This is a genomic window from Nocardia sp. NPDC059240 (genome assembly GCF_042753865.1).
Lineage (GTDB): Bacteria > Actinomycetota > Actinomycetes > Mycobacteriales > Mycobacteriaceae > Nocardia.
This window is the reverse complement of the sequence record NZ_JBHZAC010000002.1, coordinates 1-25808: the sequence shown is the minus strand read 5'-3', so window position 1 is coordinate 25808 and position 25808 is coordinate 1. Positions and strand designations below refer to the sequence as shown.

Annotated in this window: 27 protein-coding genes; 14 read left to right on the top strand and 13 right to left on the bottom strand. The window is 66.8% G+C overall.

Annotation, left to right across the window (positions count from 1 at the left end; genetic code table 11):
* Positions 1-4 precede the first annotated feature (4 nt).
* The 6 genes from ACFXHA_RS06125 to ACFXHA_RS06100 all read right to left on the bottom strand — a co-directional run bounded on the left by ACFXHA_RS06125 (position 5) and on the right by ACFXHA_RS06100 (position 4536).
* Entirely contained in the window at positions 5-883 is an 879-nt protein-coding gene (locus ACFXHA_RS06125; RefSeq protein WP_379353543.1) for an SDR family oxidoreductase, read from the bottom strand.
* 22 nt (positions 884-905) lie between these two features.
* On the bottom strand, positions 906-1769 hold the full coding sequence (locus ACFXHA_RS06120; protein WP_379353541.1) for a MaoC/PaaZ C-terminal domain-containing protein: 864 nt from the start codon (positions 1767-1769) through the stop codon (positions 906-908).
* Position 1770: 1 nt separating this feature from the next.
* Positions 1771-2208, bottom strand: a complete 438-nt coding sequence (locus ACFXHA_RS06115) for an SRPBCC family protein (protein WP_379353539.1) — start codon at positions 2206-2208, stop codon at positions 1771-1773.
* 23 nt (positions 2209-2231) lie between these two features.
* Positions 2232-3437, bottom strand: a complete 1206-nt coding sequence (locus ACFXHA_RS06110) for a lipid-transfer protein (RefSeq protein ID WP_379353537.1) — start codon at positions 3435-3437, stop codon at positions 2232-2234.
* Positions 3438-3584: 147 nt separating this feature from the next.
* The gene (locus ACFXHA_RS06105; protein ID WP_379353535.1) at positions 3585-4229 is read right to left on the bottom strand and encodes a TetR/AcrR family transcriptional regulator; all 645 of its coding nucleotides are present in this window, start codon (positions 4227-4229) and stop codon (positions 3585-3587) included.
* Between the two features lie 85 nt (positions 4230-4314).
* Positions 4315-4536 (bottom strand): hypothetical protein, encoded by a 222-nt coding sequence (locus tag ACFXHA_RS06100; RefSeq protein WP_379353534.1) that lies wholly within the window; start codon positions 4534-4536, stop codon positions 4315-4317.
* A 270-nt stretch (positions 4537-4806) separates the two neighbouring features.
* Here ACFXHA_RS06100 and ACFXHA_RS06095 point away from each other — a divergent pair, with 270 nt between their 5' ends.
* Complete coding sequence (locus ACFXHA_RS06095; protein WP_379353532.1) at positions 4807-5946, top strand: hypothetical protein; 1140 nt, start codon at positions 4807-4809, stop codon at positions 5944-5946.
* Positions 5947-5967: 21 nt separating this feature from the next.
* On the opposite strand, the gene ACFXHA_RS06090 is transcribed toward ACFXHA_RS06095, so the two are convergent.
* The gene (locus ACFXHA_RS06090) at positions 5968-6786 is read right to left on the bottom strand and encodes an SAM-dependent methyltransferase (RefSeq protein ID WP_379353530.1); all 819 of its coding nucleotides are present in this window, start codon (positions 6784-6786) and stop codon (positions 5968-5970) included.
* A 191-nt stretch (positions 6787-6977) separates the two neighbouring features.
* Here ACFXHA_RS06090 and ACFXHA_RS06085 point away from each other — a divergent pair, with 191 nt between their 5' ends.
* The gene (locus ACFXHA_RS06085; protein ID WP_379353528.1) at positions 6978-7787 is read left to right on the top strand and encodes a PTS sugar transporter subunit IIA; all 810 of its coding nucleotides are present in this window, start codon (positions 6978-6980) and stop codon (positions 7785-7787) included.
* 13 nt (positions 7788-7800) lie between these two features.
* Positions 7801-9351 carry a PTS ascorbate transporter subunit IIC gene (locus ACFXHA_RS06080; RefSeq protein WP_379353526.1) on the top strand — a complete coding sequence of 517 codons (1551 nt, stop codon included), beginning with the start codon at positions 7801-7803 and terminating at the stop codon, positions 9349-9351.
* 4 nt (positions 9352-9355) lie between these two features.
* Here the strand turns inward: ACFXHA_RS06080 and ACFXHA_RS06075 are convergent, their stop codons facing one another.
* Complete coding sequence (locus ACFXHA_RS06075) at positions 9356-10210, bottom strand: alpha/beta fold hydrolase (protein ID WP_379353524.1); 855 nt, start codon at positions 10208-10210, stop codon at positions 9356-9358.
* A 69-nt stretch (positions 10211-10279) separates the two neighbouring features.
* Here ACFXHA_RS06075 and ACFXHA_RS06070 point away from each other — a divergent pair, with 69 nt between their 5' ends.
* The 5 genes from ACFXHA_RS06070 to ACFXHA_RS06050 all read left to right on the top strand — a co-directional run bounded on the left by ACFXHA_RS06070 (position 10280) and on the right by ACFXHA_RS06050 (position 15058).
* Complete coding sequence (locus ACFXHA_RS06070; RefSeq protein ID WP_379353522.1) at positions 10280-11086, top strand: exodeoxyribonuclease III; 807 nt, start codon at positions 10280-10282, stop codon at positions 11084-11086.
* Entirely contained in the window at positions 11083-11568 is a 486-nt protein-coding gene (locus ACFXHA_RS06065; protein ID WP_379353520.1) for a ribonuclease domain-containing protein, read from the top strand. Before ACFXHA_RS06070 ends, ACFXHA_RS06065 begins: the two co-directional genes overlap by 4 nt.
* Before the next feature lies 1 nt (position 11569).
* Complete coding sequence (locus ACFXHA_RS06060; protein WP_379353518.1) at positions 11570-12073, top strand: barstar family protein; 504 nt, start codon at positions 11570-11572, stop codon at positions 12071-12073.
* Between the two features lie 116 nt (positions 12074-12189).
* Positions 12190-13821: a phospholipase C gene (locus ACFXHA_RS06055; protein ID WP_379353516.1), complete on the top strand. Its 1632-nt coding sequence runs from the start codon at positions 12190-12192 to the stop codon at positions 13819-13821.
* Between the two features lie 136 nt (positions 13822-13957).
* On the top strand, positions 13958-15058 hold the full coding sequence (locus tag ACFXHA_RS06050; RefSeq protein WP_379353514.1) for a PQQ-binding-like beta-propeller repeat protein: 1101 nt from the start codon (positions 13958-13960) through the stop codon (positions 15056-15058).
* 9 nt (positions 15059-15067) lie between these two features.
* Here ACFXHA_RS06050 and ACFXHA_RS06045 read toward each other — a convergent pair whose 3' ends face one another.
* On the bottom strand, positions 15068-15706 hold the full coding sequence (locus tag ACFXHA_RS06045) for a TetR/AcrR family transcriptional regulator (protein ID WP_379353512.1): 639 nt from the start codon (positions 15704-15706) through the stop codon (positions 15068-15070).
* A gap of 112 nt (positions 15707-15818) precedes the next feature.
* Between ACFXHA_RS06045 and ACFXHA_RS06040 the strand changes: the two genes are divergently transcribed.
* Genes ACFXHA_RS06040 through yhjD form a run of 3 tightly spaced genes read left to right on the top strand, consistent with a single transcriptional unit; the run spans position 15819 to position 18874 of the window.
* On the top strand, positions 15819-16763 hold the full coding sequence (locus ACFXHA_RS06040) for an oxygenase MpaB family protein (protein WP_379353510.1): 945 nt from the start codon (positions 15819-15821) through the stop codon (positions 16761-16763).
* Between the two features lie 21 nt (positions 16764-16784).
* Positions 16785-17810 carry a tryptophan--tRNA ligase gene (gene trpS, locus ACFXHA_RS06035; RefSeq protein WP_379353509.1) on the top strand — a complete coding sequence of 342 codons (1026 nt, stop codon included), beginning with the start codon at positions 16785-16787 and terminating at the stop codon, positions 17808-17810.
* Between the two features lie 38 nt (positions 17811-17848).
* Entirely contained in the window at positions 17849-18874 is a 1026-nt protein-coding gene (gene yhjD / locus ACFXHA_RS06030) for an inner membrane protein YhjD (RefSeq protein WP_379353507.1), read from the top strand.
* Between the two features lie 2 nt (positions 18875-18876).
* On the opposite strand, the gene ACFXHA_RS06025 is transcribed toward yhjD, so the two are convergent.
* Both ACFXHA_RS06025 and ACFXHA_RS06020 read right to left on the bottom strand, forming a co-directional pair.
* Entirely contained in the window at positions 18877-20178 is a 1302-nt protein-coding gene (locus ACFXHA_RS06025) for a D-alanyl-D-alanine carboxypeptidase family protein (RefSeq protein WP_379353505.1), read from the bottom strand.
* 156 nt (positions 20179-20334) lie between these two features.
* Positions 20335-21009 carry a SnoaL-like polyketide cyclase gene (locus ACFXHA_RS06020; protein WP_379353503.1) on the bottom strand — a complete coding sequence of 225 codons (675 nt, stop codon included), beginning with the start codon at positions 21007-21009 and terminating at the stop codon, positions 20335-20337.
* A 262-nt stretch (positions 21010-21271) separates the two neighbouring features.
* On the opposite strand from ACFXHA_RS06020, the gene ACFXHA_RS06015 reads away from it, so the two are divergent.
* The gene (locus ACFXHA_RS06015) at positions 21272-22786 is read left to right on the top strand and encodes an MFS transporter (RefSeq protein WP_379353501.1); all 1515 of its coding nucleotides are present in this window, start codon (positions 21272-21274) and stop codon (positions 22784-22786) included.
* The gene (locus tag ACFXHA_RS06010; RefSeq protein ID WP_379353499.1) at positions 22776-23393 is read left to right on the top strand and encodes a TetR family transcriptional regulator; all 618 of its coding nucleotides are present in this window, start codon (positions 22776-22778) and stop codon (positions 23391-23393) included. Before ACFXHA_RS06015 ends, ACFXHA_RS06010 begins: the two co-directional genes overlap by 11 nt.
* Here the strand turns inward: ACFXHA_RS06010 and ACFXHA_RS06005 are convergent.
* The gene (locus ACFXHA_RS06005; protein ID WP_379353497.1) at positions 23390-24280 is read right to left on the bottom strand and encodes a phenylalanine 4-monooxygenase; all 891 of its coding nucleotides are present in this window, start codon (positions 24278-24280) and stop codon (positions 23390-23392) included. The genes ACFXHA_RS06010 and ACFXHA_RS06005 overlap by 4 nt on opposite strands.
* A gap of 155 nt (positions 24281-24435) precedes the next feature.
* Entirely contained in the window at positions 24436-24933 is a 498-nt protein-coding gene (locus ACFXHA_RS06000) for a hypothetical protein (RefSeq protein ID WP_379353496.1), read from the bottom strand.
* 125 nt (positions 24934-25058) lie between these two features.
* On the opposite strand from ACFXHA_RS06000, the gene ACFXHA_RS05995 reads away from it, so the two are divergent.
* On the top strand, positions 25059-25682 hold the full coding sequence (locus ACFXHA_RS05995; RefSeq protein ID WP_379353494.1) for a PadR family transcriptional regulator: 624 nt from the start codon (positions 25059-25061) through the stop codon (positions 25680-25682).
* The last annotated feature ends 126 nt before the right edge of the window (positions 25683-25808 follow it).

Here is a 25808-nt window from a genome sequence, read left to right as displayed (position 1 = left end):
CTGTTTACGGCAGTCGCCCGGCGATATCGTCGATGGACCACGGGCCTTCGGTCTCGATGGTCGCCACGTCGTGCCACCCCGCCAGTTCGGAGATCGCGCCGCCCTGCACCGCGAACACCTTGCCGGTGATCGGGCACTTCTCGGTGGCAAGATACGCCACCAGCGGGGAGATATTGGCCGGACTGAAGGCATCGAACTCGCCTTCTTCCAATCCGGCCTGTTCGGCCGCCATCATCTCGCCCATGCCCGGGGTCGCCAGGGTGAGGCGGGTGCGGGCGATCGGCGCGATGGCATTCACCCGAACGCCGTAGCGGGCCAGCTCGTCGGCCGCGACCAGGGTGAGCGCGGCGATACCGGCCTTGGCCGCACCGTAGTTCGCCTGCCCGGCGTTCGGGACCGTGACACCCGACGCCGAGGCGGTATTGACGACCGCGGCGCTGGGCTGATTCCCGGCCTTGGACTGGTCCTTCCAGTAGGCGGCCGCGTGCCGCAGCACGGCCGCGTGCCCCTTGAGGTGCACGGCCACGACGGCGTCCCACTGTGACTCGTCCATGCTCGCCAGGAAGGCGTCGCGCAGGATGCCTGCGTTGTTCACCACGACGTCCAGTCGTCCGAACTCCGAAACCGCCTGATCCACCAGGCTTTTCGCGCCCTGCCAGTCGGTCACGCTGTCGGTGTTCGCGATCGCGCGCCCCCCTGCGGCGACGATCTCATTCACGACGTCGTGCGCCGGGCCGGTATCCACGCCCTCACCGGCATTGCTGCCGCCCAGGTCGTTGACCACAACTGCCGCGCCCTCACGCGCGAAAAGTAGCGCGTGTTCGCGACCGATCCCCCGACCGGCTCCGGTGATGATGGCGACCCGTCCGTCGAGTGCACCCATAAGAAATCTCCTAAGTTCTTGATCAGTCGGCGATTTCGGCGAGACCGTCGCTCAATACGGTGTCCTCGCCACGCACGGTCCGGAAGGCGTAGGTGGTGACCCCGTTCACGCTGCCGACCTTCCAGATCTGGGTCGTCAGGTCGTCGCCGGGGAACACCAGTTTCGAGAAGCGCACCGCATACCGTTGCAGCCGAGCCACATCCGAGCCCGCGACGGCATTCAGCAAGCCCCACGAGGACATGGCCATGGTGCAGAGCCCGTGCGCGATGATGCCGGGCAGTCCGGCATCCTTGGCCACCTGCTCGTCCAGGTGCAGCGGCACCGGATCGCCCGAGGCCGGGGAGTAGCGGAAGGTCTGGTCGTCGTCCACGTGTGCGGTGGCCGCCGCGAGCGGATCCTGTTCCAGCAGCGCCGGATCGAAACGGTGCGCCGGGGCGTGATCGCCGACCTGCTCGCCCGCGTCGACATTGCGGAAGAACGCGGTCAGGTACTGCTCGTTGACCAGTTCCCCGTCCTCGGCCCGGCTTTCGATGAGGATGGTGATGGTCGAGCCATTGTCCTTCCCCTCGAATCCGATGGCCTTGGCCCGTGACACCAGCTTGTCACCGGGCCGGATCGGCCGATGGAAGTGGAAGTCCTGCTCCCCGTGGACAACCCGGCCGAAGATGTTCATCGGAGCCACGTCGATCACCGGCACCATCATGGCGTCGAAGACCGGCACGATGGCGAAGATCGGCGGGGCGACATCGCCTTTCACGTGCGCGGGGATGGGATCGTTGGTGGCCGCCGCGTATTCGGCGATGCGTTCCCGGGTGACCTCGAAGGGCTCTTCATCGGACCAGTTGTCCAGCCCAGACTTGTCGAATTCGACTGAGGTCGAGGTCATTTCAGGCCGCCGTGGCGATGCCGTCGAGCGCGGCGAGAGTTTTGTCCAGCTGAGTGAGGCCATCCTTCTCCACCGCCTTGCCCAGCGCGCCCTTGATCAGCGCACCCTCGAAATCACCGGAGACGGAGAACTTGCTGCCTTCACCCTCGGGCGTGATGTCGAAGGAGAACTGCACCTTCACACCGGCCATGCCGGTTCCGCTGAGTACCAGGCGATTCGGGGTCTCGACGCTCTCCACCACCCACTCGATCTTGTTGGCCATGCCGAGCATGACGATCTTGGCGGTCAGCTTCGCGCCCGGCGCGAGCACGGCCGGCGGCTCCTCGAGCCAGCGCTCGTGAATGGAGAACCACTTGTCCCAGGTCTGCGGGTCGGAGACGACCGCCCACAGCCCGTCCGGGGTCGCGTTGAGATCCTTGCTGGCTTCGATGTGTCCCATGGTTTTTCGCTCCTCGTCGAGTCTCAGCGCTCGGCGCGCTGGTAGGCGGTGATGACGGCCGCGCCGCCGAGTCCGATGTTGTGCTGCAGGGCGGCGGTGACGTTGTCGACCTGCCGCTTGGCGGCGGTGCCGCGCAGCTGCCAGGTGAGCTCGCTGCACTGCGCCAAACCCGTCGCGCCCAAGGGATGCCCCTTGGAGATGAGCCCGCCGGACGGGTTCACGACCCACTTGCCGCCGTAGGTGGTGGCACCGGAGTCGATGAGGTGTCCGGCCTCGCCCTCCTCGGCCAGTCCGAGCGCCTCGTAGGTCAGCAGCTCGTTGGCGGAGAAGCAGTCGTGCAGCTCGATGACCTGGAAGTCCTCGGGTCCGAGCCCGGCCTGCGCGTAGACCTTCCGCGCGGCTTCGACATTCATGTCGTAGCCGATGAGGTTCTTGGCGGACCCGTCGAACGTGGATCCGAAGTCGGTGGTCATGGCCTGCCCGACGATCTCCACCGCCTGTCGCGACAGGTCGTGGCGGTCGACGAACGCCTCGGAGGCGAGGATGACCGCGCCGGAGCCGTCGGAGGTCGGCGAGCACTGCAGCTTGGTCAGCGGGTCGTAGATCATCCGCGAGCCCAGGATGTCCTCGAGTGAATACTCGTCCTGGAACTGCGAATACGGGTTGTTGACCGAGTGCTTGTGGTTCTTGTAGCCGATCTTTGCGAAGTGCTCGGCGGTGGTGCCGTACTTCTTCATGTGCTCGCGACCGGCCGCGCCGAACATCCACGGGGCCACCGGGAACAGCACTTCGGAGATCTCGGCGAGCGCCATGATGTGGCGCGCCATCGGCTGTTCGCGGTCGTCCCAGGTGGAGCCGAGTGAGCCCGGCTGCATCTTCTCGAAGCCCAGGGCCAGTGTGCAGTCGGCCAGTCCGCCGCGAATCGCCTGCGCCGCAAGGTAGAGCGCGGTCGACCCGGTGGAGCAGTTGTTGTTGACATTGACCACCGGGATGCCGGTCATGCCCAGCTCGTAGACGGCGCGCTGCCCGGAGGTGGATTCACCGTAGACGTAGCCGACGTAGGCCTGCTCGACCTCGCGGTAGTCGATTCCGGCATCGGCGAGGGCCTTGGTCCCCGACTCGCGGGCCATGTCCGGGTAGTCCCAGGCACTGCCGTCCTCGTTCTTGCGCCGCCCCGGCTTCTCGAACTTCGTCATGCCGACGCCGACGACGTAGACCTTGTTCGTCATCGAACTCCTCACGTAGTGATGCGTTTACAAACATACAAAGCTGTATGTAAGTAGGCAAGAGGGTGCGACGAATCCAGGCAGGAGTGACAAGATCAAGAGGTCGGATTGATGCAGCGGCACATACAGCCGCGTCGGTATCGGCCGGGATCAGTCGGCGATGCGAATGTCCGGCATGCCCGCGTCGGCGGCCAGCCGCAGCTGCGCCGAGGCCCGCAGCCAGCGTCGGTGCGCCCGCTCGGGATCGGGAGAGATGAAGTTGCTCACCAGGATCCCGCGCAGCGTATCCATGGCGGTGTAGGCGAAATCGCGAACGCTCTTGCGATAGAGCTCGTTCGGCACCAGCTGGGCAACCGCCAGCAGCACGGCATTGTTGACGAAGGGCTCGACCTTCTCCACCTCGGCGGCCAGCATGCGATCGGTCCGACTCGCCACCCACAGTTCGACGGCCGCGATGAACAGCGGGCCCTGATGCAGCTCCCACATGAATTCCAGGGCGCTGCCGAGCGGATCGCCGCCCGCGCGCATGCGGGCGATCTCCTTCATGGCGGCCTCGGTGCGGCGCTGCGCCAGATGGCTGACGGCGGCCACCACCAGGTCGGTCTTGGAGCCGAAGTGATGCACCTGCGCGCCCCGGGTCACGCCCGCGCGTTCGGCGACCCGCGGTGTGGTGGTACCGGCGTACCCGTATTCGACGAGGCATTCGATGGTGGCGTCCAGCAGTCGCGTACGCGTCTCGGTGCTGCGCTGCTCCTGGGTGCGGCGCGGCTGTTTCGAGACGGCGGAGCTGGTCATGTGAGGATCTTACACTTACGTACAACTGTGTATGTTCGCGCCCGGATTGCGGGCCGGATTCCGATCCGGCCCGCGGTCACGACTGCTACGTCTCCGAGTTGTACAGGCAGGCGGAGCAGGTCCAGCCGGAGTCGGTCATGACGCAGTCATTGAGCCGGACGTTCGGGTTGCCGATGGTGTCACGACAGGCGGTCGCGCAACCGTTGAGGTCATTGCCACAGCTCACCGGATCGGCGGAGGCGATGGAGGGCACGGCCAGGCCGAGTAGCAATCCTCCAGCGAGCACAGCGAATCGAACAGCACGCATGACGAATAGTCCTTTCACGAAACAGGGCGATGTCCGGTCGGGAGCGCTCGTATCGGCCGTTGACTCGACGAGATTAACCCCGCTCACTGTGAATTCGGCTCAATGATCGCTGTGAGTCTCAAATCCCAAATGTGAAATTTCCAGACGCTTCGACAACTCCTGGCTACCGCCGGTGAATCCCCAGGTCACGCGAATTCGGCTGTCCGGTTAGCATGTTCGAGCTGTATCGGATACCGGCCGTTGCCGGGTTGTTCTCGGGGGGGCTCCACCATGGGCGTATTGACCGGCGCGCCGCTGCATTCCACCGTCGTGGCCGCCTTGCGCGAGGCGGGCGAACGGGTTTCACCGCATCCGGTCGACACCCGTGATCTGCTGGTCGCGCTCATCCGCGCGGACGAGCCGAGCCGTTGGTCGCGAATCCTCCTGCACACCGGCGACGCCGACGCCCTGGCGGTCGAACCCGTCCTCGACCCGGCCTCCGGCACCTCCAGCGATTGGTCGGGGATCCCCGTCACCGACAGCTGCGCCGTCGCCCTCGATATCGCGGGCCGCCTCGCCCAGCGCTACAGCAAGTGGCCGATGCCGGTCGGCATCCTGGTCCTCGGCCTGATCGCCGACGAATCCACCGCCGCCGCACAGGTTCTCGCCGCCGGTCTCGACCGCGCCCAACTCCTGCGCCATATCCAGGACGAGGTACTCGGCAGCTCGCTCGACGGTCTCGACACCATGCTGCGCAGCCTCGTCGTCACGGTGAATCCCCGTGCGGTGGTAGCGGATCAGTCGGCCGCGAACGGTATCTACTGCCGCCATTGTGGATCCACGCCCGCCGCCAACGTGAGTTTCCGCCGCCACGTAGGCGTCCTGATGTTCATGCGATTCGTGTCCCACCCCGGCCCCTACTGCCGCGACTGCGGCCTCGCCGCCTACCGCGCCGCCACCGTCCGCAGCCTCTGGCAAGGCTGGTGGAGTCCGTGGTCCTTGTTCCTCAACGGCATCATCATGCTGACCAACCTGCCGGAACGCCGCCGCGTACTCGCCCTTTCGCCCCCCATTCCCGGCGCACCGGGCACACCCCTGAATCCGGGTAAACCGCTCTACCGTCGCCCGGCCATCGTCTTCCTCCTCGTCCCGATCGTTGCCATCGGTGCGATCAGCTACGCGATCGTCCAGGGCGACAAGACCGATCCGAAGAGTGCGGGCGTCAGCGACTGCTTCAACCAGGTCCCGACTTACGGCAGCACCACCGGCAACAGCCTGAAGAAGGTCTCCTGTTCGGACCCGAGCGCCCGTTCGAAAGTCGTCTCCCGCATCCCCCACGGTGCCGACGGCATCGCGTTGTGCGCCCAGAGCCGCGCCGACGGCTACTACGAGGCCCCCGACGCCGTCCTCTGCGTCGTCAACCTGAAATAGCCGGCGGCCCAGCCCACATGCCTACGGCTTGCGGGACAGGGCGGCGGAGATGAGTTGCTCCCAGACGCTCAGGTCGTGGTGGTCGCTGCCGATGCGAGGGACGCCGTCGGCGGTGGGTTCGGGACGCCAGAGGGAGCAGGGGACGAGACCGGGTTCGAGGATTTCGAGGTCGCCGAAGAGGGTGAGGATTTCCTCGTCGGTGCGCCAGCGGCCGCGTCCGAAGGTGGACTGGAGTTTCTGCTCGGCGACGCGGGTTTCCTCGTTGAAGCCGGAGCGGAAGTGGGAGATGTAGAGCATGCTGCCGGACGGGATCTGGTCGGCCCAGAAGCGGACCACCTGTTCGGGCTTCTCGTCATTGTTGAGGTGATGCAGGATGGCGCTGAAGATGACGGCCACCGGCCGGCGGAAGTCGATGAGGCGGGCCACTTCCGGATGATTGCGGATGGCGTCGGAGTCGCGCAGATCGGCCTGGATGACGGTGGTGTGCTTGTCGGTCTCGAGCAGGGCGCGGCCGTGGGCCAGCACGATCGGGTCGTTGTCGACGTAGACCACGTGCGGGTCGTCCAGGTGCCGCTGCGCGACCTGGTGCACATTGTCGGCGGTGGGCAGGCCGCTGCCGATGTCGATGAACTGGTTGATGCCGCTGCGGGAGATCTCGCCGACGGCGCGGACGAGGCAATTGCGGTTGGCGTAGGCGATATCCACCGAACCGGGCAGGTCCTTGATGAAGAAGTCCCCGATCTCCCGGTCGACGGCGTAGTTGTCCTTGCCGCCCAGGAGATAGTCGTACACGCGAGCGATGCTGGGCTTGGACTGGTCGACCTGCGTTTGATCCGTCATTCTCCACACACCCTTTTCGCGGGACTCCGTTGTGGCAGTAATCCTATGTAAGAGAACGTCTTCCGGCGCGCCGTTCCCGGTAACGCCGGGTGTGCCCGAGGCCGTGAGTGATTCGGAGCGGACCGGGAAGTCGGATGACCGTCCGGTGTGCCGGATATTTGCCGATTGCTGATTCGTGCGAGGATCCAGGCATGACCTCGCTGGTGGACTTGCTCCCTGCGGAAGCGATCGAGCTGCACGGTCACGCCGACGACTGGCGGGCGGCGATACGCGTCGCCGGTGATTTGCTGGTCGCCACCGGCGTGACGACGCCCGAGTACACCTCGGAAATGATCGGCAATGTCGAGGAGAACGGGCCCTACATCGTCATCGCGCCGGGCTTCGCCTTCGCGCACGCCCGGCCGTCACCGGCGGTGCACCGCACCGGAATGTCGTGGGTGCGGCTGGACAAGCCGGTGGAGTTCGACAGCCCCAACGACCCGGTCGATCTGGTGGTGGCATTGGCCGCCGCCGACTCGGAAGTGCACACCGACGCCATGGCGGCGCTCGCCAAGGTGCTGCTGGAGCCGGGCGCGGAGGAAGTGCTGCGTGCCGTACAGACGCCGCGTCAGCTGCGTGCCCTGCTGCTGGACGAGTCTGCCATCGCGGCGGGCAAGTCCGAAAAGCAGGCCCCAGCAAAGGTTTCCGCCGTACCGACCGGCCGCCCACGCTCCGGCCCGCTGAAGATTCTCACCGTCTGTGGCAACGGCGTCGGCACCAGCCTGTTCCTCAAGAGCACCCTCGAATCCGTGCTCGACCGCTGGCATTGGTCGCCGTACATCACCGTCGAGGCCACCGACACCATCTCCGCGAAGGGCAAGGCGGGCGAGGCCGTCGCCGTCCTCACCTCCGGCGAGATCGCCAAAACTCTTGGTGATCTGAGCATTCCGGTGCGCGTGATCGAAAACTTCACCAGCGCGGGCGAAGTCGACCACGCTCTGCGCGAACTCTTCGACGTCTAGGAAGGCGGGCAGCATGAATGTCGTACTGGCCATCGCCCAGTTCGTCGTCAACGAAATCCTCAGTCAGCCCGCCTATCTGATCGGCATCATCACCGCCGTCGGCCTGATCGCGCTGCGCAAATCGGCGGGGCAGGTGGCGGGCAGTGCCATCAAGGCGACGCTGGGGTTCCTGCTCATCGGCGCGGGCGCGGGACTGGTGGTGGAATCGCTGAAACCGCTCGGCGTGATGATCCAGGGTGCGCTGGGCGCGCACGGTGTCATCCCCACCAACGAGGCCATCGTCGCCATCGCGCAGAAAGAGTATGGCGCGCAGGTGACCTGGCTGATGATCCTCGGCTTCGCGATCAGCCTGGTGCTGGCCAGGTTCACGCCGCTGCGCTACGTCTTCCTCACCGGCCACCACATGCTGTTCATGGCCACCCTGCTCACCATGGTGCTGGCGGTGGCGGGCCTGTCCACGCCGGTGGTGGTGGTCGCGGGCGGCATTCTGCTGGGCATCGTGATGGTGTCGTTCCCGGCGCTGGCGCAGGCGTATACGCGGCGGATCACCGGCGGCGACGAGGTGGCCATCGGGCATTTCGGCACCGCGGGCTATATCGCGGCGGGCGCGACCGGGCAGCTGGTCGGCAAGCGCAGCCGCAGCACCGAGGAGATGGATCTGCCGGAAGGGCTGCGCTTCCTGCGGGATTCGATGGTGGCGACCGCGCTGTCGATGGTGCTGCTGTATCTGGTGCTGGCGCTGGCCTACCTGGCGCGTGCGGGACAGGACACGGCATTCAAAGCCTTCGACAATGGCGCGACGAACGTCGGCAACTATCTGATGAAGGGTGTCGGGCAGGGTCTGGCCTTCGGAATCGCGGTGGCGGTCATCCTCTTCGGTGTCCGCACCATCCTCGGCGAGCTGGTGCCCGCCTTCCAGGGCATCGCGGAAAAGGTTGTGCCCGGGGCGATTCCGGCGCTGGACGCCCCGATCGTGTTCCCGTACGCGCAGAACGCCGTGCTGCTCGGCTTCATCAGCAGTTTCGTCGGCGGCCTGGTCAGCCTGGGCCTGCTGAGCTGGATCTTCAACCCGCTCTTCGGCTGGGCGCTGGTGCTGCCCGGTCTGGTACCGCACTTCTTCACCGGCGGTGCGGCCGGCGTCTACGGCAATGCCACCGGCGGTCGCCGCGGCGCGGTGTGCGGCGCGTTCGTCAACGGCTGCCTCATCACCTTCCTGCCCGCCATCCTGCTGAAGGTGCTGGGCCCCTTCGGCGAGGAGAACACCACCTTCGGTGACGCCGACTTCGGCTGGTTCGGCACCGCGATCGGCACCGCCGCCAAACTCGGCGGTGCGGGCGCGGTGCTGGCATCGCTCGCCATCGGCGTGGTGATCCTGCTGATCGCCATCGTGGTGCAGACCAAAGTCGTTGCCACCGGCTGGGATCCGGGCGCGGCCCGCGACCGTGCGCTGGGCGTCACCCGGACCGAGGCGGTGACGGAGGCCGTCGCCCGGCCGAACTCCCTGGAGTTCCCGAAGATTCCGGTCCCGTCCGGCGCTCCGACCCCACCGCCTCCGCCGAGCTGACCCGTCAGACCGCGCGCAGGCGGGTGCGGGAGGCGTAGACGTGCTCGGCGATCAGCGTCGCGATGCGGTCGGGGGCCTCGAGCATGGGGACGTGACCCACGTCGTGCACCAGGATGCGGTCCGCTGATTCCGGGAGTTCCTCCAGGAATCGGCGGGCGTAGACCCGGTTCGGGATGACGCGGTCGTTCTCGCACATGAGCAGCCGCACCGGCGTGCGCAGCGTCGAGAGGTCCTCGAGTGCCGGGAAGCGCAGGCCGCTCACCAGCATCGGCAGCATGGCCTTGCAGTGCATGGCCGAGGTGATGGCTGCTTCGATGCCCGCGCGCGAGGCCGCCGAGGTGTGTTTGGTCAGCAGCATCGCCACCGCCTGCCGGGCCAGTGCGCTGTAGGCGACCGCATGCGGCAGATGCTTGCCGATCTCCACCAACGGCACCAGCGACAGGAACTTCAACCCGATCCGCAACTGCTGCGTGGAGGGGGTTTGCCAGCCACCGGCCGGAGCGATCGCTGTCAGCGTGCGGGCCCGGCCGCGCCGCGCCAGTTCGAAGCCCACCCAGCCACCGAGCGAATTGCCCGCGATATGGCAGGTGCGCCAGCCCATCTCGTCGAGCTGGTCCTCGACGCGGTCGGCAAGGGCGCTGATATCGAGATACCAGCCGTCGAAATCGGGTCCGCCCCAATGTCCGGCGAAGGCCGGAGCGAACACTTCGCAATGGCCGGCCATGCGCTGCGCCACCTGCTCCCAGCAATGCGGGGACATCATGAACCCGTGCAACAGGAGCAGTGGTTCACCGGAGCCGGTGTGGAGTGCGCGCAGGGGCGCGGGCGGGGTGGAGGGCTTAACGGTGCCTGACGTCATCGTCGTCACCCCTTCCTGGACCTCGATGTCCGTGAAGAGAGTCGGTAAGCCGCATTGTACGGTCGTGAAGTGGCGAAAATCATCAGTACGTGCAACGTCAATGGGGTGCGTGCCGCGTCGGGCAAGGGACTGCTCGAGTGGCTGGCCGCGACCGAGGCCGATATCGTCTGCCTGCAGGAGACTCGGGCGACCGATGAGCAAACGCGTAGCGCGCTAGCGCCCGCACTCGATGCGGGGTGGTTCCTGAGCCATGCCGAGCCGGGGCTCAAGGGCCGCGCGGGCGTGGCCATCCTGTCCCGCAAGGAACCCGACGCCGTGCGTGTCGGCGTCGGCCTCCTCGAAGACGGAACCTGGTCTCCCGTCGAGGAATTCGCCACCCTGGGCCGCTATGTCGAGGCCGACTTCGACGACCTGACCATAGCCAGCGTCTATGTCCACACCGGCGAAGCCGACACCCCCATGCAGGACGAGAAGTACCGCTTCCTCGACGCCATCGGCGCGCGCATGCTCGCGCACCCGGGCGAGTTCGTGATCATGGGCGACTGGAATATCGGCCACACCGAACTCGACATCAAGAACTGGAAGGGCAACGTCAAGAACTCGGGATTCCTGCCGCAGGAACGCGCCTGGGTGTCGTCCATGCTGGCCGCGGGCTACCGGGACGTGGTGCGCGACCTGAATCCGGGTGTCCCCGGCCCGTACTCGTGGCACTCCTACCGCGGCCGCGCCTTCGACAACGACGCCGGATGGCGCATCGACTACCAGTTGGCGCGCGGCGATATCGCCGGGCGCGCCAAGCAGGCCGTGGTCGAGAAGGCCGCGACCTACGCCGAGCGCTGGTCCGACCACGCGCCGGTGACGGTGCAGTACCGATGAACGTCTCCAAGAAGACGCGCGCCTGGCTCACGCTGGGCGTCGCGGTGCTGCTGCTGCTCGTCGCGTTCGTGGCCAACAGGGCGAGCGAACACAAGGACAGCAACGGCGCCAAAGCCGTTGCCACCTCGACGGTCCGGACCACCGCGAAGCCGGGCGCGCCCGGCGTCGTGGATCAGTCCGTCGCGCCGACGAAGGTGGCCGGGGTTCCCGACCGCGCCTACAAGACCCTGGTCGAGATCGACGCCGGGCGCTGGCCCGGCTCGGCCAACTCGCCCGGCACGCACGGCGGCGACACCTGGAACAACCGGGATGGCAGCCTGCCGCGCAAGGATTCGTCCGGCAAGGCCGTCAACTATCAGGAATGGGATGTGAATCCCAAGCAGCCCGGCCAGGGCCGCGACGCCGAACGCATCATCACCGGCAGCGACGGTTCGGCCTATTACACGGGCGACCACTACAAAACCTTCACGAGGATGCGCTGACATGACCCAGCCGATGCCGCTGTCGCAGTTCCTCTCCGCCGCTTCCGATGTCGCCGCGCGCAAGGCTGCGGCCCCCGTGCTCGGGGTACTGCCGGTCGGGGCGGCCGAATTCTCCGGCGTCAGTTACCGGATACCGGACGGGTTCGTCTCCCGCGAACTGCGGGGCCGCAAGATGCGCACGGTCGCGGAGGTGTTCGACGAGTTCGCGGCGGCGTTCCAGTTTCCCTACTACTTCGGGGAGAACAAGGACGCGTTCGACGAATGCCTGCGTGACCTGGATGAATTCGTCGGGGGCGCACAGGGATACGTGATCGTCGTGCGGAATGCGGCGTTGATGCTGGATCAGCAGCCGGGGGAGCGGGGCTGGTTCGCGGAGGCCATGGCGGACGCCGCGGCGGCGTGGGCGAAGCGCGACGTGGCCTTCCGGGTGGTGCTGCAGGACGCGCCTCCGCCCGGATTGCCGGTAATACCTCTAGTTTTGGACCCCGAATCCCGGAATTCTTGATTCACCGGAGTTTCCACTCCCGTTAACCTGCGGTCGAACAAACAGGTCATAACCGCTGCAATGGTCTCGCTATGTGATCGCGGCCTGACGCGATCCGGATCGACCCTGGAGGTTCCATGTCCGCCTCGGCTCGTCGTCGCTTCGGTAAACGAAGCCGCGCTGCCGCCGCGTTCACCGCGCTCGTCGCGCTGAGCGCCACCGGTTGTTCGTCGTCGTCCGACAAGGCGGCCCCGGACACCGACACCGCGACCCCGATCAAGCACGTAGTGGTGATCTTCCAGGAGAACGTCTCCTTCGACCACTACTTCGGCACCTACCCGAACGCGGCCAACACCGACGGCACCAAGTTCACCGCGCTGCCGAACACGCCGAGCGTGAACGGCCTGACGCCGGACCTACTGACCAAGAACCCGAACAAGGCGCAGCCCGTGCGCCTCGGCGGTCCGAACCAGCAGATCACCTGCGACCAGGACCACGAGTACAAGGACGAGCAGCTCGCCCTCAACGGCGGCAAGATGGACCAGTTCGTCGAGCACACCAACGTCTCCGAGGGCGCGGCCTGCAAGCCGCCGACCTACGGTCCGCAGGGCCTGGTCATGGGCTACTACGACGGCAATTCGGTGACGGCGCTGTGGAATTACGCGCAGCACTACGCCATGAGCGACAACTCCTGGACCTCCACCTTCGGTCCGTCCACGGTCGGCGCGTTGAACCTGGTCGCGGGCCAGACCCACGGCGTCACCAAGATGGAGCCGCCGAAGCCGGGTCAGCCGTTCCCCGTCGACACCGTGCTGGAGAACGCCGGCAACGGCCAGGGCACCGTGGTCGGCGACCCGCAGCCCTACGGCGACGACTGCTCCAGCCGCGACACCGTGCAGATGACCGGCACCAATGTCGGTGACCTGCTCAACAAGAAGAACATCTCCTGGGGCTTCTTCCAGGGCGGCTTCAAGCCCACCGACACCAAGGACGGCAAGGCCGTCTGCGGTGCCACCCACAATGTGGGTGTTGCACTGGGCGGTACCGGCGCCAAGACCGGTGACAAGGGCTGGGACACCAAGGGCGACTACATCCCCCACCACGAGCCGTTCCAGTACTTCCAGTCGACGGCCAACCCGCACCACCTGCCGCCGACCTCGGTCGACAAGATCGGCCAGACCGATCAGGCCAACCACCAGTACGACCTGAGCGACTTCTGGGCCGCCGCCGACAAGGGCAACCTGCCCGCCGTCAGCTACCTGAAGGCCGCGGGCTACCAGGACGGCCACGCCGCCTACTCCGACCCGCTGGACGAGCAGCAGTTCCTGGTGGACTCGATCAACCACCTGCAGAAGCTGCCGGAGTGGAAGGACACCGCGGTCGTCATCGCCTACGACGACTCCGACGGCTGGTACGACCACCAGGCCCCGAAGCTGGTCATGAACTCCGCCTCCGAGCAGGACGGCTACACCTCGCCCGGCACCTGTGGTGACGCCAAGGCGAATCCGGCCAAGTACCAGGGTCGTTGCGGGTACGGCCAGCGCGTGCCGCTGATGGTCATCTCGCCCTACTCGAAGGCCAACTTCGTCGACCACGGTGTCACCGACCAGGCTTCGGTCCTGAAGTTCATCGAGGACAACTGGAAGATCGGCCGCATCGGCGACGACTCCTTCGACGACAAGGCGGGCACGCTCGACGCCCTGTTCGACTTCAAGGCCGCCGCGCAGCCCACGCTGGCGCTCGACCCGAAGACCGGCGCCACCAGCTAGTCGCAGTTCCGTAGACCGCCCGGCCTTTTCGATCCGAAAAGGCCGGGCGGTTTCGTATTTGAGAGAGGCCGCTTACCCCTATAGTCGGCGACAGTGTGTCCAGTGAGTGGGGTAGGCGTTGATCGATCGTCGAAAAGTGTTGCGGGGCGGGGCGATTCTCATCGCGGCGGGAGCCGCGGGTTGCGCCGTATCGCGGTCGGCGGTGGTGACGGCCGCGGCGGGAACCATCGCGTGGAAGTACCAGACGGACGGTCGCGTGCGGGGGCTGCGGGCCGCGACCGGCCGGGTCGTGGTCGAATCCGAGACGGGGCTCGCGGGACTCGACGACACGAGCGGGCGGGAGCTGTGGCGAGCGCCGTTCAGCACGCCGGGAATCGCGACGGGAGCCTGTTTCTGGAGTGATGCGCTCGTAGTCTGCGAGACGGGACCCGATGCCGTGAACCGGGCCGTCGCGGTGGATCTGGCCACGGGGCAGCGGAAATGGTCCTTCGACGCGCCCGACGGTGCCGCCCTCGTCGGAGCGTTCGGGATCAGGGACGGGGTGCTGTACCTGATCGCCGCCGACCACGACCAGGGCGGACGTGAAATATGGGCCGTCGATCTGCGCGCCGAGAGTGTGCGCTGGCGGGTGCCCTGCCCGGCCGACGGACTCGTGGTGCCCGACGGCGGGTTGCTCTACAGCCGCGGTACCGCCGGCGGTGGCGAGATCGCCGCCTTCGATCCGGGCACCGGCGCGACCGTATGGTCCCGCGCGGGCGACCCCGGCATCTCCGGCACCACCATCGGATCCGGTCTGGTGGACGGGGCCGTGCTGGCCACCGACGGCCTCCACACGGTCTCGGGACTGGACCCGAAAACCGGTGCGGCCCTGTGGACCACACCCGCCCTGCCCTATCCGACCGACGTGCTCTTCGGCGGCGGGGACGTCTACTACCTGTCTGACGGTGACAAGCTGCACGCCATGCGTCCCGGCGGGGATGCCGCTCCGCTGTGGAGCCTGGGCGTCTCCGACGGCGGCCGGGCGGGCAAGGCGGGCGGATACGCCGCGGACGGTATCTGCTATCTGCTGGCCGACAAAACCTTGCGCGCGATCGAGGCGCACACCGGCAAAGTTCGCTGGATGCAAGAGATTCCGGACAAGGCCGGGTCCGAGGTGCCCTTCGCCGTCGGGGACGGTTACTGCTCTGTGGAATCCGCCGAGGGCGACGGTGCGGCCGTGGTCGCGTTCGCGCGCTGAGGTCCCGGCTCAGCGCCGGATCTGCCGCGCCAGATCCTCACCCAGCAGCACGAAGACGTCCGTGGTCGCGGCGATGAGTTCATCGCGGGTCATCGGGAGGTCGCCTTCCAGCCAGGCGCTCAGGGTTTGGACCAGGCCACCCACGAGATACGTTGCGCGGAAGCCGATTACCGGGGTCGGGTCGGCCTCGGTGAGGCCGTAGAAGTCGATGCCTTCGGCGGCAACGAGATTCGCGAAGGCCTTGATGGTATGCGTGGTGCGGGTGCGTAATTCGGGGGTCGAGGTGCTGACCAGTAGGGCGACCCGGGCCTTGCGGGGGTCGTCGGTGAGCACGCCGATGCCCGCGGTGATGGCGGCGTGGGCCTTGGCGCGCGGGTCGTCGGGGGCGGTGTGCACCGCGGCGAGCAGGACGGCGGCCAGTTCCTCGGCGATGGCGTCGAAGAGGGCCGAGAGCACGGCGTCGCGGCCGTCGAAGTTTTCGTAGTAGTAGCGCTCGTTGAGGCCCGCGCCCGAGCACAGGGCGGAGACGGTGAGCTTGTCGATGCCCTGGGTGCCGAGGATGTCGAGGGCGGTGTCGAGCAGGGCGGTGCGGCGCTGGGTGCGGCGCTCGTCCGCGGAGATTCCACCGTAGGTCCGTTGGCCGGTCACGAACCGATTCTGGCACGGCAGCGATTCTGGCAGTAGACCTTGCCAGAATCCGGGATCTGGGGGACTCTGTTTCCAGATGCGGTGCTTCGCATCACAGTATGAGGAGGCAACGGTGCCTGCACGTGCGGCTCAGAGCGGTTATTTCTCCGACGACTCGATGATCAGACGCGTCATGCGTCGGCGCGCGGTCGGCCTGACCTACGGGCAGCGGGCCCTGGTCATCGGCGCGGTCCATCCGCTGCTCTACGTCGGCACCGCCGAGAACACCCAGCACCGGACCACCCCCTACACCCGTCTCGCCCTGACCGGCCGCCTGTTCGAGGCCGTCTCCCTGGGCACCCGCGAGGAGGCCGATCGCGCACGGGCTTTCACGCGCAAGCGGCACGCCCCGGTCGAGGGTGTGCTGCCCGAGGGCGCGGGCATGGCCAATCCGGCCGGCACCCACTACTCCGCCGACGACCCGCAGTTGATGTTCATGACCATGGCCTTCACCTTCGACTCGGCCGAGGTGATGCACGATCTGCTGGTCCGCCGTCTGACCCCGACCGAACGCGAGGGCCTCTACCAGGACTATGTGCGCTGGGGTGAGCTGTTCGGCATGCCGCGCAGCGCCGCGCCCTATACCTACCGCGAATTCCGCGATTACTTCGACGGTTACCTGGCCTCCGACGAGCCCTTCCTCACCGACGAGGCCAAACTGGTCGGCTCGTACCTCATGGGCCAGCGCATCGCCCACCCCCTCCCGATGCCCGTGCAGCAGGCCATGTCCGGTTTCAACCTGCTGGTCCAGGGCAGCCTGCCGCGCCGCATCCGCGACATGTACGAGCTGCGCTGGAGTCTGCGCGAGGAAGCGGCCTACCGCGCCCTGTCCCGTGCCATCCGCACCGCCCATGTCTCCCCGCCCCTGGTCGGCAACCCCTTCGCGACCCCCATGACCGGCCCCAGCTACCCCCTCTACAAGCTGGTCACCCGCCGTGAACAACAGCTCGTCGGCTCCGGCCGCACCAGCATGCCGGGGGTCGATCCGCGCAACTGGGTGGCCAGAAATTCGGCTTAGCCGACATGCGAAGATCGAGGCATGTCGAGTCCTGAAGCGACTGCTGAGCGTAAGCAGCGGGTACTGTCCGGAATCCAGCCCACCAGCGATTCCTTCCACCTCGGCAACTACCTTGGCGCGCTGCAGTATTGGGTGCGGCTGCAGGACGAATTCGACGCCTTCTACTTCATTCCGGACCTGCATGCCATCACGGTGGCGCAGGACCCGAAGGAGCTGCGCAAGCGGACCAAGATTTCGGCGGCGCAGCTGCTCGCTCTGGGGGTCGATCCCAAGAAGTCGACGCTGTTCGTGCAGTCGCAGGTCCCCGAGCACGCCGAGCTGGCGTGGGTGCTGAACTGCATCACCGGCTTCGGCGAGGCCGGGCGGATGACCCAGTTCAAGGACAAGTCGGTGAAGCAGGGCGCGGACAACGCGACCGTCGGCCTGTTCACCTACCCGGTGCTGATGGCCGCCGACATCCTGCTCTACCGCGCCCAGTTGGTGCCGGTCGGCGAGGATCAGCGCCAGCACCTGGAGCTGACCCGAAACCTGGCGCAGCGCTTCAACACTCGCTACAAGAAGACCTTCGTGGTGCCCGAGCCGCACATCGTGACCGGCACCGCCAAGATCTACGACCTGCAGGATCCCACCTCGAAGATGAGCAAGTCGGCCACCACCGCCGCGGGCCTGCTCAACCTGCTCGACGATCCCAAGGTCTCGGCCAAGAAGATCCGTTCCGCGGTCACCGACACCGAGCGCGAGATCCGCTACGACCCGGAGACCAAGGCGGGCATCAGCAATCTGCTGGTCATCCTCAGCTCGCTCACCGACACCCCGATCGTCACGCTCGAACAGGATTACGCCGGTAAGGGATACGGTGACCTCAAGTCGGACACGGCGGACGCACTCGTGGAGTTCGTGACACCGTTGCGGACGAAGGTGGAAGAATACATGTCTGACCAGGGCGAACTGGACCGTATCCTGGCCACCGGCGCGGAGCGGGCACGGGAGGTCGCCGGGCGGACTCTCGCGCAGGTGTACGACCGGGTGGGCTTCCTGGCCCGCTGACTCCGGCCGTCCGCCGCGCACGGTGGCGGAGGTGGGCGGTGTTCGGGAAGGTTGTCGGGAACGTCAAGGCGTGGATCGAACGGCAGATCCAGCGGCGGCCCTGGCTGGATCATGTGGTCCGCGCGGGCGGACGCTACCAGCGGCAGCGCGGTGACTACTACGCCGCGGGCATCACGTATTTCACGGTGCTGTCGCTGTTTCCGCTGCTGATGGTGGGTTTCGCGGTGGCGGGGTTCGTGCTGTCGCGGAATCCGCAGCTGCTCACCGATATTCAGAACAAGATCGTGGAGAACATTCCGGGCGCGGCGGGCAGCTCCATCAATGATCTGATCCACAAGGCGGTGTCGTCGCGTGCGGGGGTCGGCAGCATCGGTCTGGCGACCGGTCTGTACGCCGGACTGGGCTGGATCGCCAACCTGCGTGCCGCGCTCACCGAGCAGTGGGACCAGCCGTTCAAACCACGGAACTGGTTCGTATCCAAGGCTTCCGACCTGCTGGCACTGGTCGGACTGTTCGTGGCGTTCAACGTCTCCATCGGACTGTCGGTGCTGGCCTCCAGCGGGCTGATCAACACGCTGCTGAAGCGGCTGCACATCCATGAGGCGAGCTGGGTGCAGATCCTGCTCACCATCGCATCCCTGGTGCTGGCCATCCTGGCCAACTGGGCGGTGTTCGTGTGGATCATCGCCCGCATGCCACGGCATCCGGTCACCTTCCGCAGCGCAGCCAAAGCCGCACTCATCGCCGCGGTGATCTTCGAGGCGTTCAAGCAACTCGCCTCGGTCATCCTGAAAACGGTCGTCAACGGCCCGGCGGGCGCGGTCTTCGGACCCATCATCGGCCTGATGGTCTTCAGCTACTTCACCGCGCGGATCATCCTGTTCGCCACCGCCTGGGCCGCCACCGCCTCGGAAAACGATGTGCCCGCCGACATCCCGCCGCCCGCCCCGGCCGTCATCCGGCCACGCGCGGCCATCGGCGGGCTCTCGACCGCTACGGGTGCGGCCCTGTTCGGTGCGGGAGCCCTTGCGGCGACCGCGCTTTCGACCCTGCGCCGCCGCTGACCTCAGCGGCGGCGGCTCATCCGGCGCGCGGCCAGCAGCAGCACCACGACCAGGATCACGCCACCGACGATGAGGACCATGCGTAGCGTGTGATTGTTTCCGGTGGCCTGATCGCCGCGCAGGTCACCTCCGGGCACGGCGTCGTCGGTGGCCGGTGGACTCGCCAGGGCCACCGAGGAATTCGGCGTCTTCGAATTCTCGTCGGGCATGCTGCCCACGTTCGCGCCGCTGGGCAGCGCGAAGGAATAGTCGAGGAGTTTGGCGGCCTGCTCCCACGGACGGAACGGGCGCACATCCGCCTTCAGCAACGTCACCACGTAGCGATGACCGTTGCGTTCGGCGGCGGCAACGAAGGTCTGCCGGGCGTCGTCGGTATAGCCGGTCTTGCCGCCGATCGCGCCGTCGTACTCGTAGAGCAGATGGTTGTCGTTGGCGATCGGGAAGCCCGGATGATCCTTGTCGTCAGGGTTTTTCGGATCGGCCGGGAAGCCGGGGAAATCCACCTGCTCGGTGTGGATCAGCTCCGCGAACAGCGGCAGCGTCATGGCGTGCCGGAACAGTAGCGCCAGATCGAAGGCCGAGATGCTCATGCCCGGCCCGTCCAGGCCCGACGGGGTGGCGGCCCGGGTGTCCAACGCTTGCAACTGTTTCGCCAGCGCGTTCATCTTCCCGACGGTCGCGTCGTCCCCGCCCAGCTGCGCCGCGATGGCATGCGCGGCATCGTTTCCCGAGGCCATGATCAGGGCCTGGAACAGCTGCTTGTTGGTGTAGTGCCCGCCCGCCCCGATGCCCACCCGGGTGCCGTCGGCATTGGCGTCGTCCTGGGTGCCGACCACGGTCTTGTTCAGATCCAGCGCCGGAATCGCCACCGAGGCCAGCAGCACCTTGATGGTGGAGGCGGGCCGGTAGCGGCCGTGCGGATCCTTGGCCGCGATCACCTTCCCGGTGTCGAGATCGGCCACCTCCCAGGCCGTGGCCGAGATGCCCTCGGGCAGCGCTCCCGCGCCCGAGGGCAGGATCACCCCGCAACCGCCCAGCTGCTTGCCGCCGACCGGGCTGCTCGGAATGGGCAGCGCCGCCGGGGCCGTCTGCCCGGGTTCGGGCACCTCGGAGGTGTCGATGGGCGGCGGCGGGGACGTCTTGTTCGGGCAGCTGTCGGTATTGGGCGTCGTGAACGGCGTTGTCGTCGTGGACGGTTGGGCCGTCGCGAGACCCGGCAGCGGCGCGAAGGCGAGCCCGGCCACAGCGGCGAGGACGGCGGCCGCCATCGCGGCGGTGCGGTGCGGATACCTGCGGATACTCATCGCGCCCGACTTTAACGCCGACCGGTCACCCGGGCGCGCGATGGTTCACAGGAATGCTGTGGTCGTGTCGCCGCGCAGGGTGGATGCGAGTGAGCCCCCGATCGCGTGGGCAGTGTGATCAGGGGCTCGCCGAAGTGAAAGACGCTGTCGCGCAGGCTAGTTCGCGGTGTGGTTGACCGGGCAGCCGTGGGCGAGCGGGCCGAGCAGCTTGTTGTTGTCGTAGAAGTGCTCGAGTTCGAGGATGCGCAGGTCCTCGGAGACCTTGGCAATGGTGATGCCGGTCATCTCGATGAGCTCGCCGGTGGGCTGGTGGCCCTTGTACTCACCCTCGTAGCGACCCCAGTGCCGCCACTTGAAGGTGACGGTCGGCGGGCCGGCCAGCACCTCGGTCACCTCCCAGAAGAAGCCGCCCGGGAACGCGGTGTGGAAGATGTGGTGCGAGGACTCGAAGTCCTCACCCTGCACGTCGTAGAAGGGGTTCTCGCCGATCAGGATGTTGTAGGACCCGATGCGCGCGAACTCCTCGGCGTCCTGCCACTGGCCGCCGTTGACCTGGCCGCGGTAGTGCTCGGCCACGACCGAGACCCACTTGGCCGGATCCTTCTTGTGCGAGACCTCCATCTCGAAGACCTTCACGAGCTCTTCGACGATGTGCTCCAAGGAATCCGGCGCGTGCTGGGTGGAGCGCTCGACCGGGATGACTTCCTTGCTCAGGTGGTAGTCGGGGGCGCCCTCGCGCCAGTCCTCGGGAGCCGCGGCGGCGATGACGGCGTCGCGTCCCTGCAGATGCAGCGGGGTCTCGGCGACGGATTCGGTTGCTTGGTCGGTCATTTCGTGCCTCACCTGTCCAGACCCGTTGGGGGGTCGAAGATCTCAAAACGGACCGCACGACGGTATCAGTACGACATCTTCATGTCGCGACAAGCATCTGGGACTCCAGTACCAGAAGTCGGAATGGTGACACACCCCATTCGCGCTGTCTCGAGCCCATGACAAGACCCGTCCCGAGCCCATGACATGACAAGAATTGACAGTCTCTATGAAATGAGAGACTCTCTCATTATCGAGTAACACTCAAATGATTGGATCTGTCATGGAAGCTCAGGGAGTGCGCCGCTGGCTGGCGCTGGGAGCCCTGGCGGTCGCAATGCTGACCATCGGTCTCGATGTCACCGTGCTCACCGTCGCGCTGCCCACCCTCTCGGTCGACCTGCACGCCGATACCTCCGCGCTGCAGTGGTTCAGCAGCGCCTACACCCTGGCCCTCGCCGCCTTCATGCTCCCGGCCGGCGCGCTGGGCGACCGCTACGGACGCAAGAAGTTCCTGCTCGCGGCGCTGCTGCTGTTCGGCGTCGCATCCGCGGCCTGCGCCTTCGCCACTACCTCCGGCGAGCTCATCGCGGCACGCGTGGTGCTCGGTCTGGCCGCGGCCGTCATGATGCCGCTGTCCATGGCGGTGCTGCCCTCCCTCTTCCCGGAAGCGGGTGACCGGCAGCGTGCGATGACCATCTGGGTCACCTCCACCGCCATCGGCCTGCCGCTCGGCCCGATCGTGGGCGGCTGGCTGCTGCAGCACTACTGGTGGGGTTCGGTCTTCCTGCTCAATGTGCCGCTGGTGATCGTCGGCGCGAGCGCGGTGGCCGCGCTGGTGCCGGAATCCAAGAGCGGCAGCACCTTCGGCATCGACCTGCCGGGTGCGGTGTTGTCGGCAGCCGGAATGCTCGGCATCACTTACGGTTTCATCCGCTGTGGCCAGGAGGGCTGGGGTGATCCCGTGGCCTGGACCGCTATCGCGGCGGGCGTGGTACTGGGCGCGGCATTCGTGCTCCGGCAGCGCCGCACGGCGCACCCGCTGGTCGATCTCGCGCTGTTCGGTGAGTCCGGATTCCGTTGGGGCACCGTGTTCCTGGTGCTGGCGAACTTCGCGATGTTCGGCCTCTTCTTCACCATGCCGCAGTACTTCCAGGCCGTCCTCGGCGTGAACACGCTGGGCAGTGGTGTGCGCCTGTTGCCCATGATCGGCGGACTCCTGATCGGCACCCGGCTGGTCGACAAGGTACTGCCGAAGTTCGGGATGCGCGTGGCGGTGGTGACCGGCTTCGTGCTGCTCGCCGCAGGCATCGGGCTGGGTGCCGTGATCAGTGTGGACAGCGGCTACGGACTGGCTGCCGGAGCGCTCGTCCTGATCGGCGCGGGAATGGGATTCGTCATGCCCGCGGCCATGAGCGCGGCCATGAACGACCTCGACCCCGCGCGGGCGGGCTCCGGCTCGGCGCTGCTGCAAGCACTGCGGCAGGCGGGCGGCACCATCGGCGTCGCCATCCTCGGCACCGTCCTGTCCACCCAATACCGCTCCAGCCTCGGCGAATTGAATCGCGCGCCCATCTCCGACGGCGTGAATGCCGGTGTCGGCGTGGCCCGCAAGCTCGGCGACCAGGTGCTGCTGGGCCACGTGCAGTCGGCCTTCATGGACGGCATGAGCGCCATGCTCTGGGTGTGCGCCGCGATCTGCGCGGTCGCCGCGATCCTGGCGGCCTTCGTGATCCGTGGCAAGGAGTCTGCCGAAGTTCTCGATGTCGATGCGGGACAATCGGTCCATGTCGGCTGAGACTGCCTCCGCACCGCCCCCGGCCCCGGTGAAGACCGTGGCCGGGGGCGGCCTGCGTGAACGCAAGAAGGAACGCACCCGCCGCACCATTCGGATGGAGGCGTTCCGGCTGTTCCGGGAACAGGGCTACACCGAGACCACGGTCGAGCAGATCGCCGCCGCCGCCGACATCTCGCCCAGCACCTTCTTCCGCTACTTCCCGTCCAAGGAACAGGTCGCCACGGCCGACGATCTGGACCCGTTCATGATCGCGTCCTTCGAATCCCAGCCCGCCGAGCTGTCCGTGCTGGCGGCCTTCCGCAAGGCCACCGTGGAGTCGTTCGCCGAGCTCGACCCCGAGGACCGGGAGTTCGAGAAGCAGCGGGTGCGCCTGTTGTCCTCGGTTCCGGAACTGCGGGGTGCGGTCGCGCGGGAACTCGAGCGCAGCAACGAACTGATCGCCGAACTGGTCGCCCGCCGAACCGGCCGATCGCCCGGCGATTTCGAGGTGCGCATCTTCGCCGGGGCATTGAGCGGCGCGATGCTGAGCTTCATCGACTACGAGACGTTCGGGCCGGACCAGATCATCCGGGTCATCGAATTCCTCGAAGCCGGGATGCCCCTCTAGACCTGTTTCACGCTCACCAGTCGCGTCACGGTGTCGTCGGTCATGGTCTCGAAGAAGCCGCCCACGACATCCTCGATCTCGCTGACGGATTCGGCGCAGTAGAGAATCGGCTGGTAGTGGGTGATGTCGTAGGCGATGGTCCCCATGGCGTGAATGTCCAAGGGGCGCAACTCGGCCGCGCGGAACTCCTCGATCTCGCCGAACGAGGACAGCAATCCAGCGCCGTAGCAACGGATTTCGCCGTGCTCGCGCAGAACGCCGAACTCCATCGAGAACCAGAACACGTCGGCCAGGAACTTCAGCGCCCGCGCCGTCTCGAGCCGGGCCACCGCCGCGCCGACCGTCTCGTAGACGGCGGCGAAGCGCGGACTGGCCAATTGATTTGCGTGCCCGAGGATTTCGTGGACGGCATCCGGCTCGGGGGTGTAGAGCGGGGCGGAGTGATGGCGAATGTACTGGGTGGAGTGGAACGTCCGGTCGGCGAACGAGCCGAAGAAGTCCCGCAACGGCACCAGCCCTGCGGCGGGTGCGTAGCGGAATCCGGTGAGCGGCACCAGTTTCGCGGAGACCTCATCCAGCTGTGGAATGTGATCCGACGGTAGTGCCAGCCGCTGTGCGGCATCGATCACCTCGCGGCACGCGTACCGTTCGCGCTTGCGGGCCAATTCGGCGGAGACGATCCGCCAGACCCCCTGCTCCTCGTCGGTGTAGTCGACGTGGGGGACCGGTTCCCCCGGCCGGTATTCGAGCGCCTTCGCGGCGATCGCATTGCGACGGGCCCGGTAGGCGAGATCGTGCACACCCGGATGCTCGTCGCTCAAGTGCACCGTCACATCGCCGTCGGCCCCTTTGGTGACCGGCGAATACAGCTGAGCCTCCGTGAACATGACTCGATGCAAGCACCGGAGTGTGATCCAGACAACAATGGCCTGTCCAGCTAGTCAAACTGACTAGCTGGACAGGCCATTGGTTCGTCATTCGGGCTGGTTGCGGCCGACGGCGTTTGCAGCCGCCGCCGGCCGATGCCGGTTTCGGCGGGCGATCAGCGCGGGGCGTTGGCCGGGTCGAGCAGGGTCGGGGTACGCCCCTCCTTGCGGGCCTGCTTGGCGTCCTCGAAGAACTCGCGGCTGAACAGCGCCGACAGGACCGCGATGCCGCCGCGGTGAATCCGGAACTCGCTCTTGGTGCTGCTGCCGACCAGACGGATGACGCGACCGGCGGCATCCTGCGGGCGGGACATGTCCTTCACCTTGCCGCGGCCGGTCCAGTCCAGGCCGGAGGCGTCGATGACCGCGTCCTCGGGGACCAGCAGCTTGACCATGGCGTGGTCGAGGTCGGCGTTCACCACGATCTCCTGCTCACCCTCGATCCAGGGCGAGCGCAGGTCGATGACGACGCTGCCGTAGCGGGCCTTCACCTCGAAGGACTTGGCGTGGGTCCAGTCGCCCAGGTGCTTCTCGGTGACGTGGTCCGCGTGGATCTTGACGATGTCGGCGGCGGTGGTGGAGACGGTGGCCTTGGTGGTGTCGATGGCGTTCATTGCCTCGTCCTTTCGGAGTGTGGTGCTGGTCGGGTTCGCCTGCTCCTCAATAGTGGCACACAAACTAGTCTCTTGGCAACTAGTGCGGAGAAACTAGTTTTTGAGCACCTAGTAAGATTGGGGGCATGACAGCATCGACCCAGGCCACACCGTTCAAGCGCTCGCCCCTGGCCATGGCAGTGCTCGGCATCCTGCACCTGGAACCGATGCACCCCTACGCCATCCAGCGCCGCATCAAGGAGTGGGGCAAGGACAAGGTCGTCAATGTCGGCCAGCGCGCCCAGCTCTACAAGACGATCGCGCGGCTGCAGGAGGCCGGGCTCGTCGCCGTCCGCGAGACCGGACGCGATCAGCAATACCCGGAGCGCACGGTCTACGAGATCACCGACGCGGGCCGCACCGCCTGCCTCGCCTGGATCAACGAGATGGTCAGCACCCCGCGCAACGAATTCCCGGAATTCCCCGCGGCCCTGTCATTCCTGATGCTGCTCGACCCCGACGCCGCCCGCGTCGAATTCGGCAAGCGCGCCGCGGCCCTGCGCACCAACCTCGAGGAGATCGAATCCGGTATGGAGCAGGCCCAGCAGTACGGCCTGCCCCGCATCACCATGCTCGAGGACGAATTCCAGCGCGCCGTTACCGCCGCCGAACTCCGTTGGCTCGAAGGCGTTCTCGCCGACCTGGCCAACGGCAGCCTGACCTGGTCCTGGGAATTGCTGGCGCAGTTCCAGAACTCATCCATCGCCTGAACGCCGTGGTCTTCTGAAAAAAGTGGGGCGCCCGCAACGACAAAAGGGCGGGGCCCCAGGGGTTGGAGTGCAGGGCGTACCTAGAACACGTCGGGGGGGTGGTTTGTTGGCCCACCCTCGAGAGAG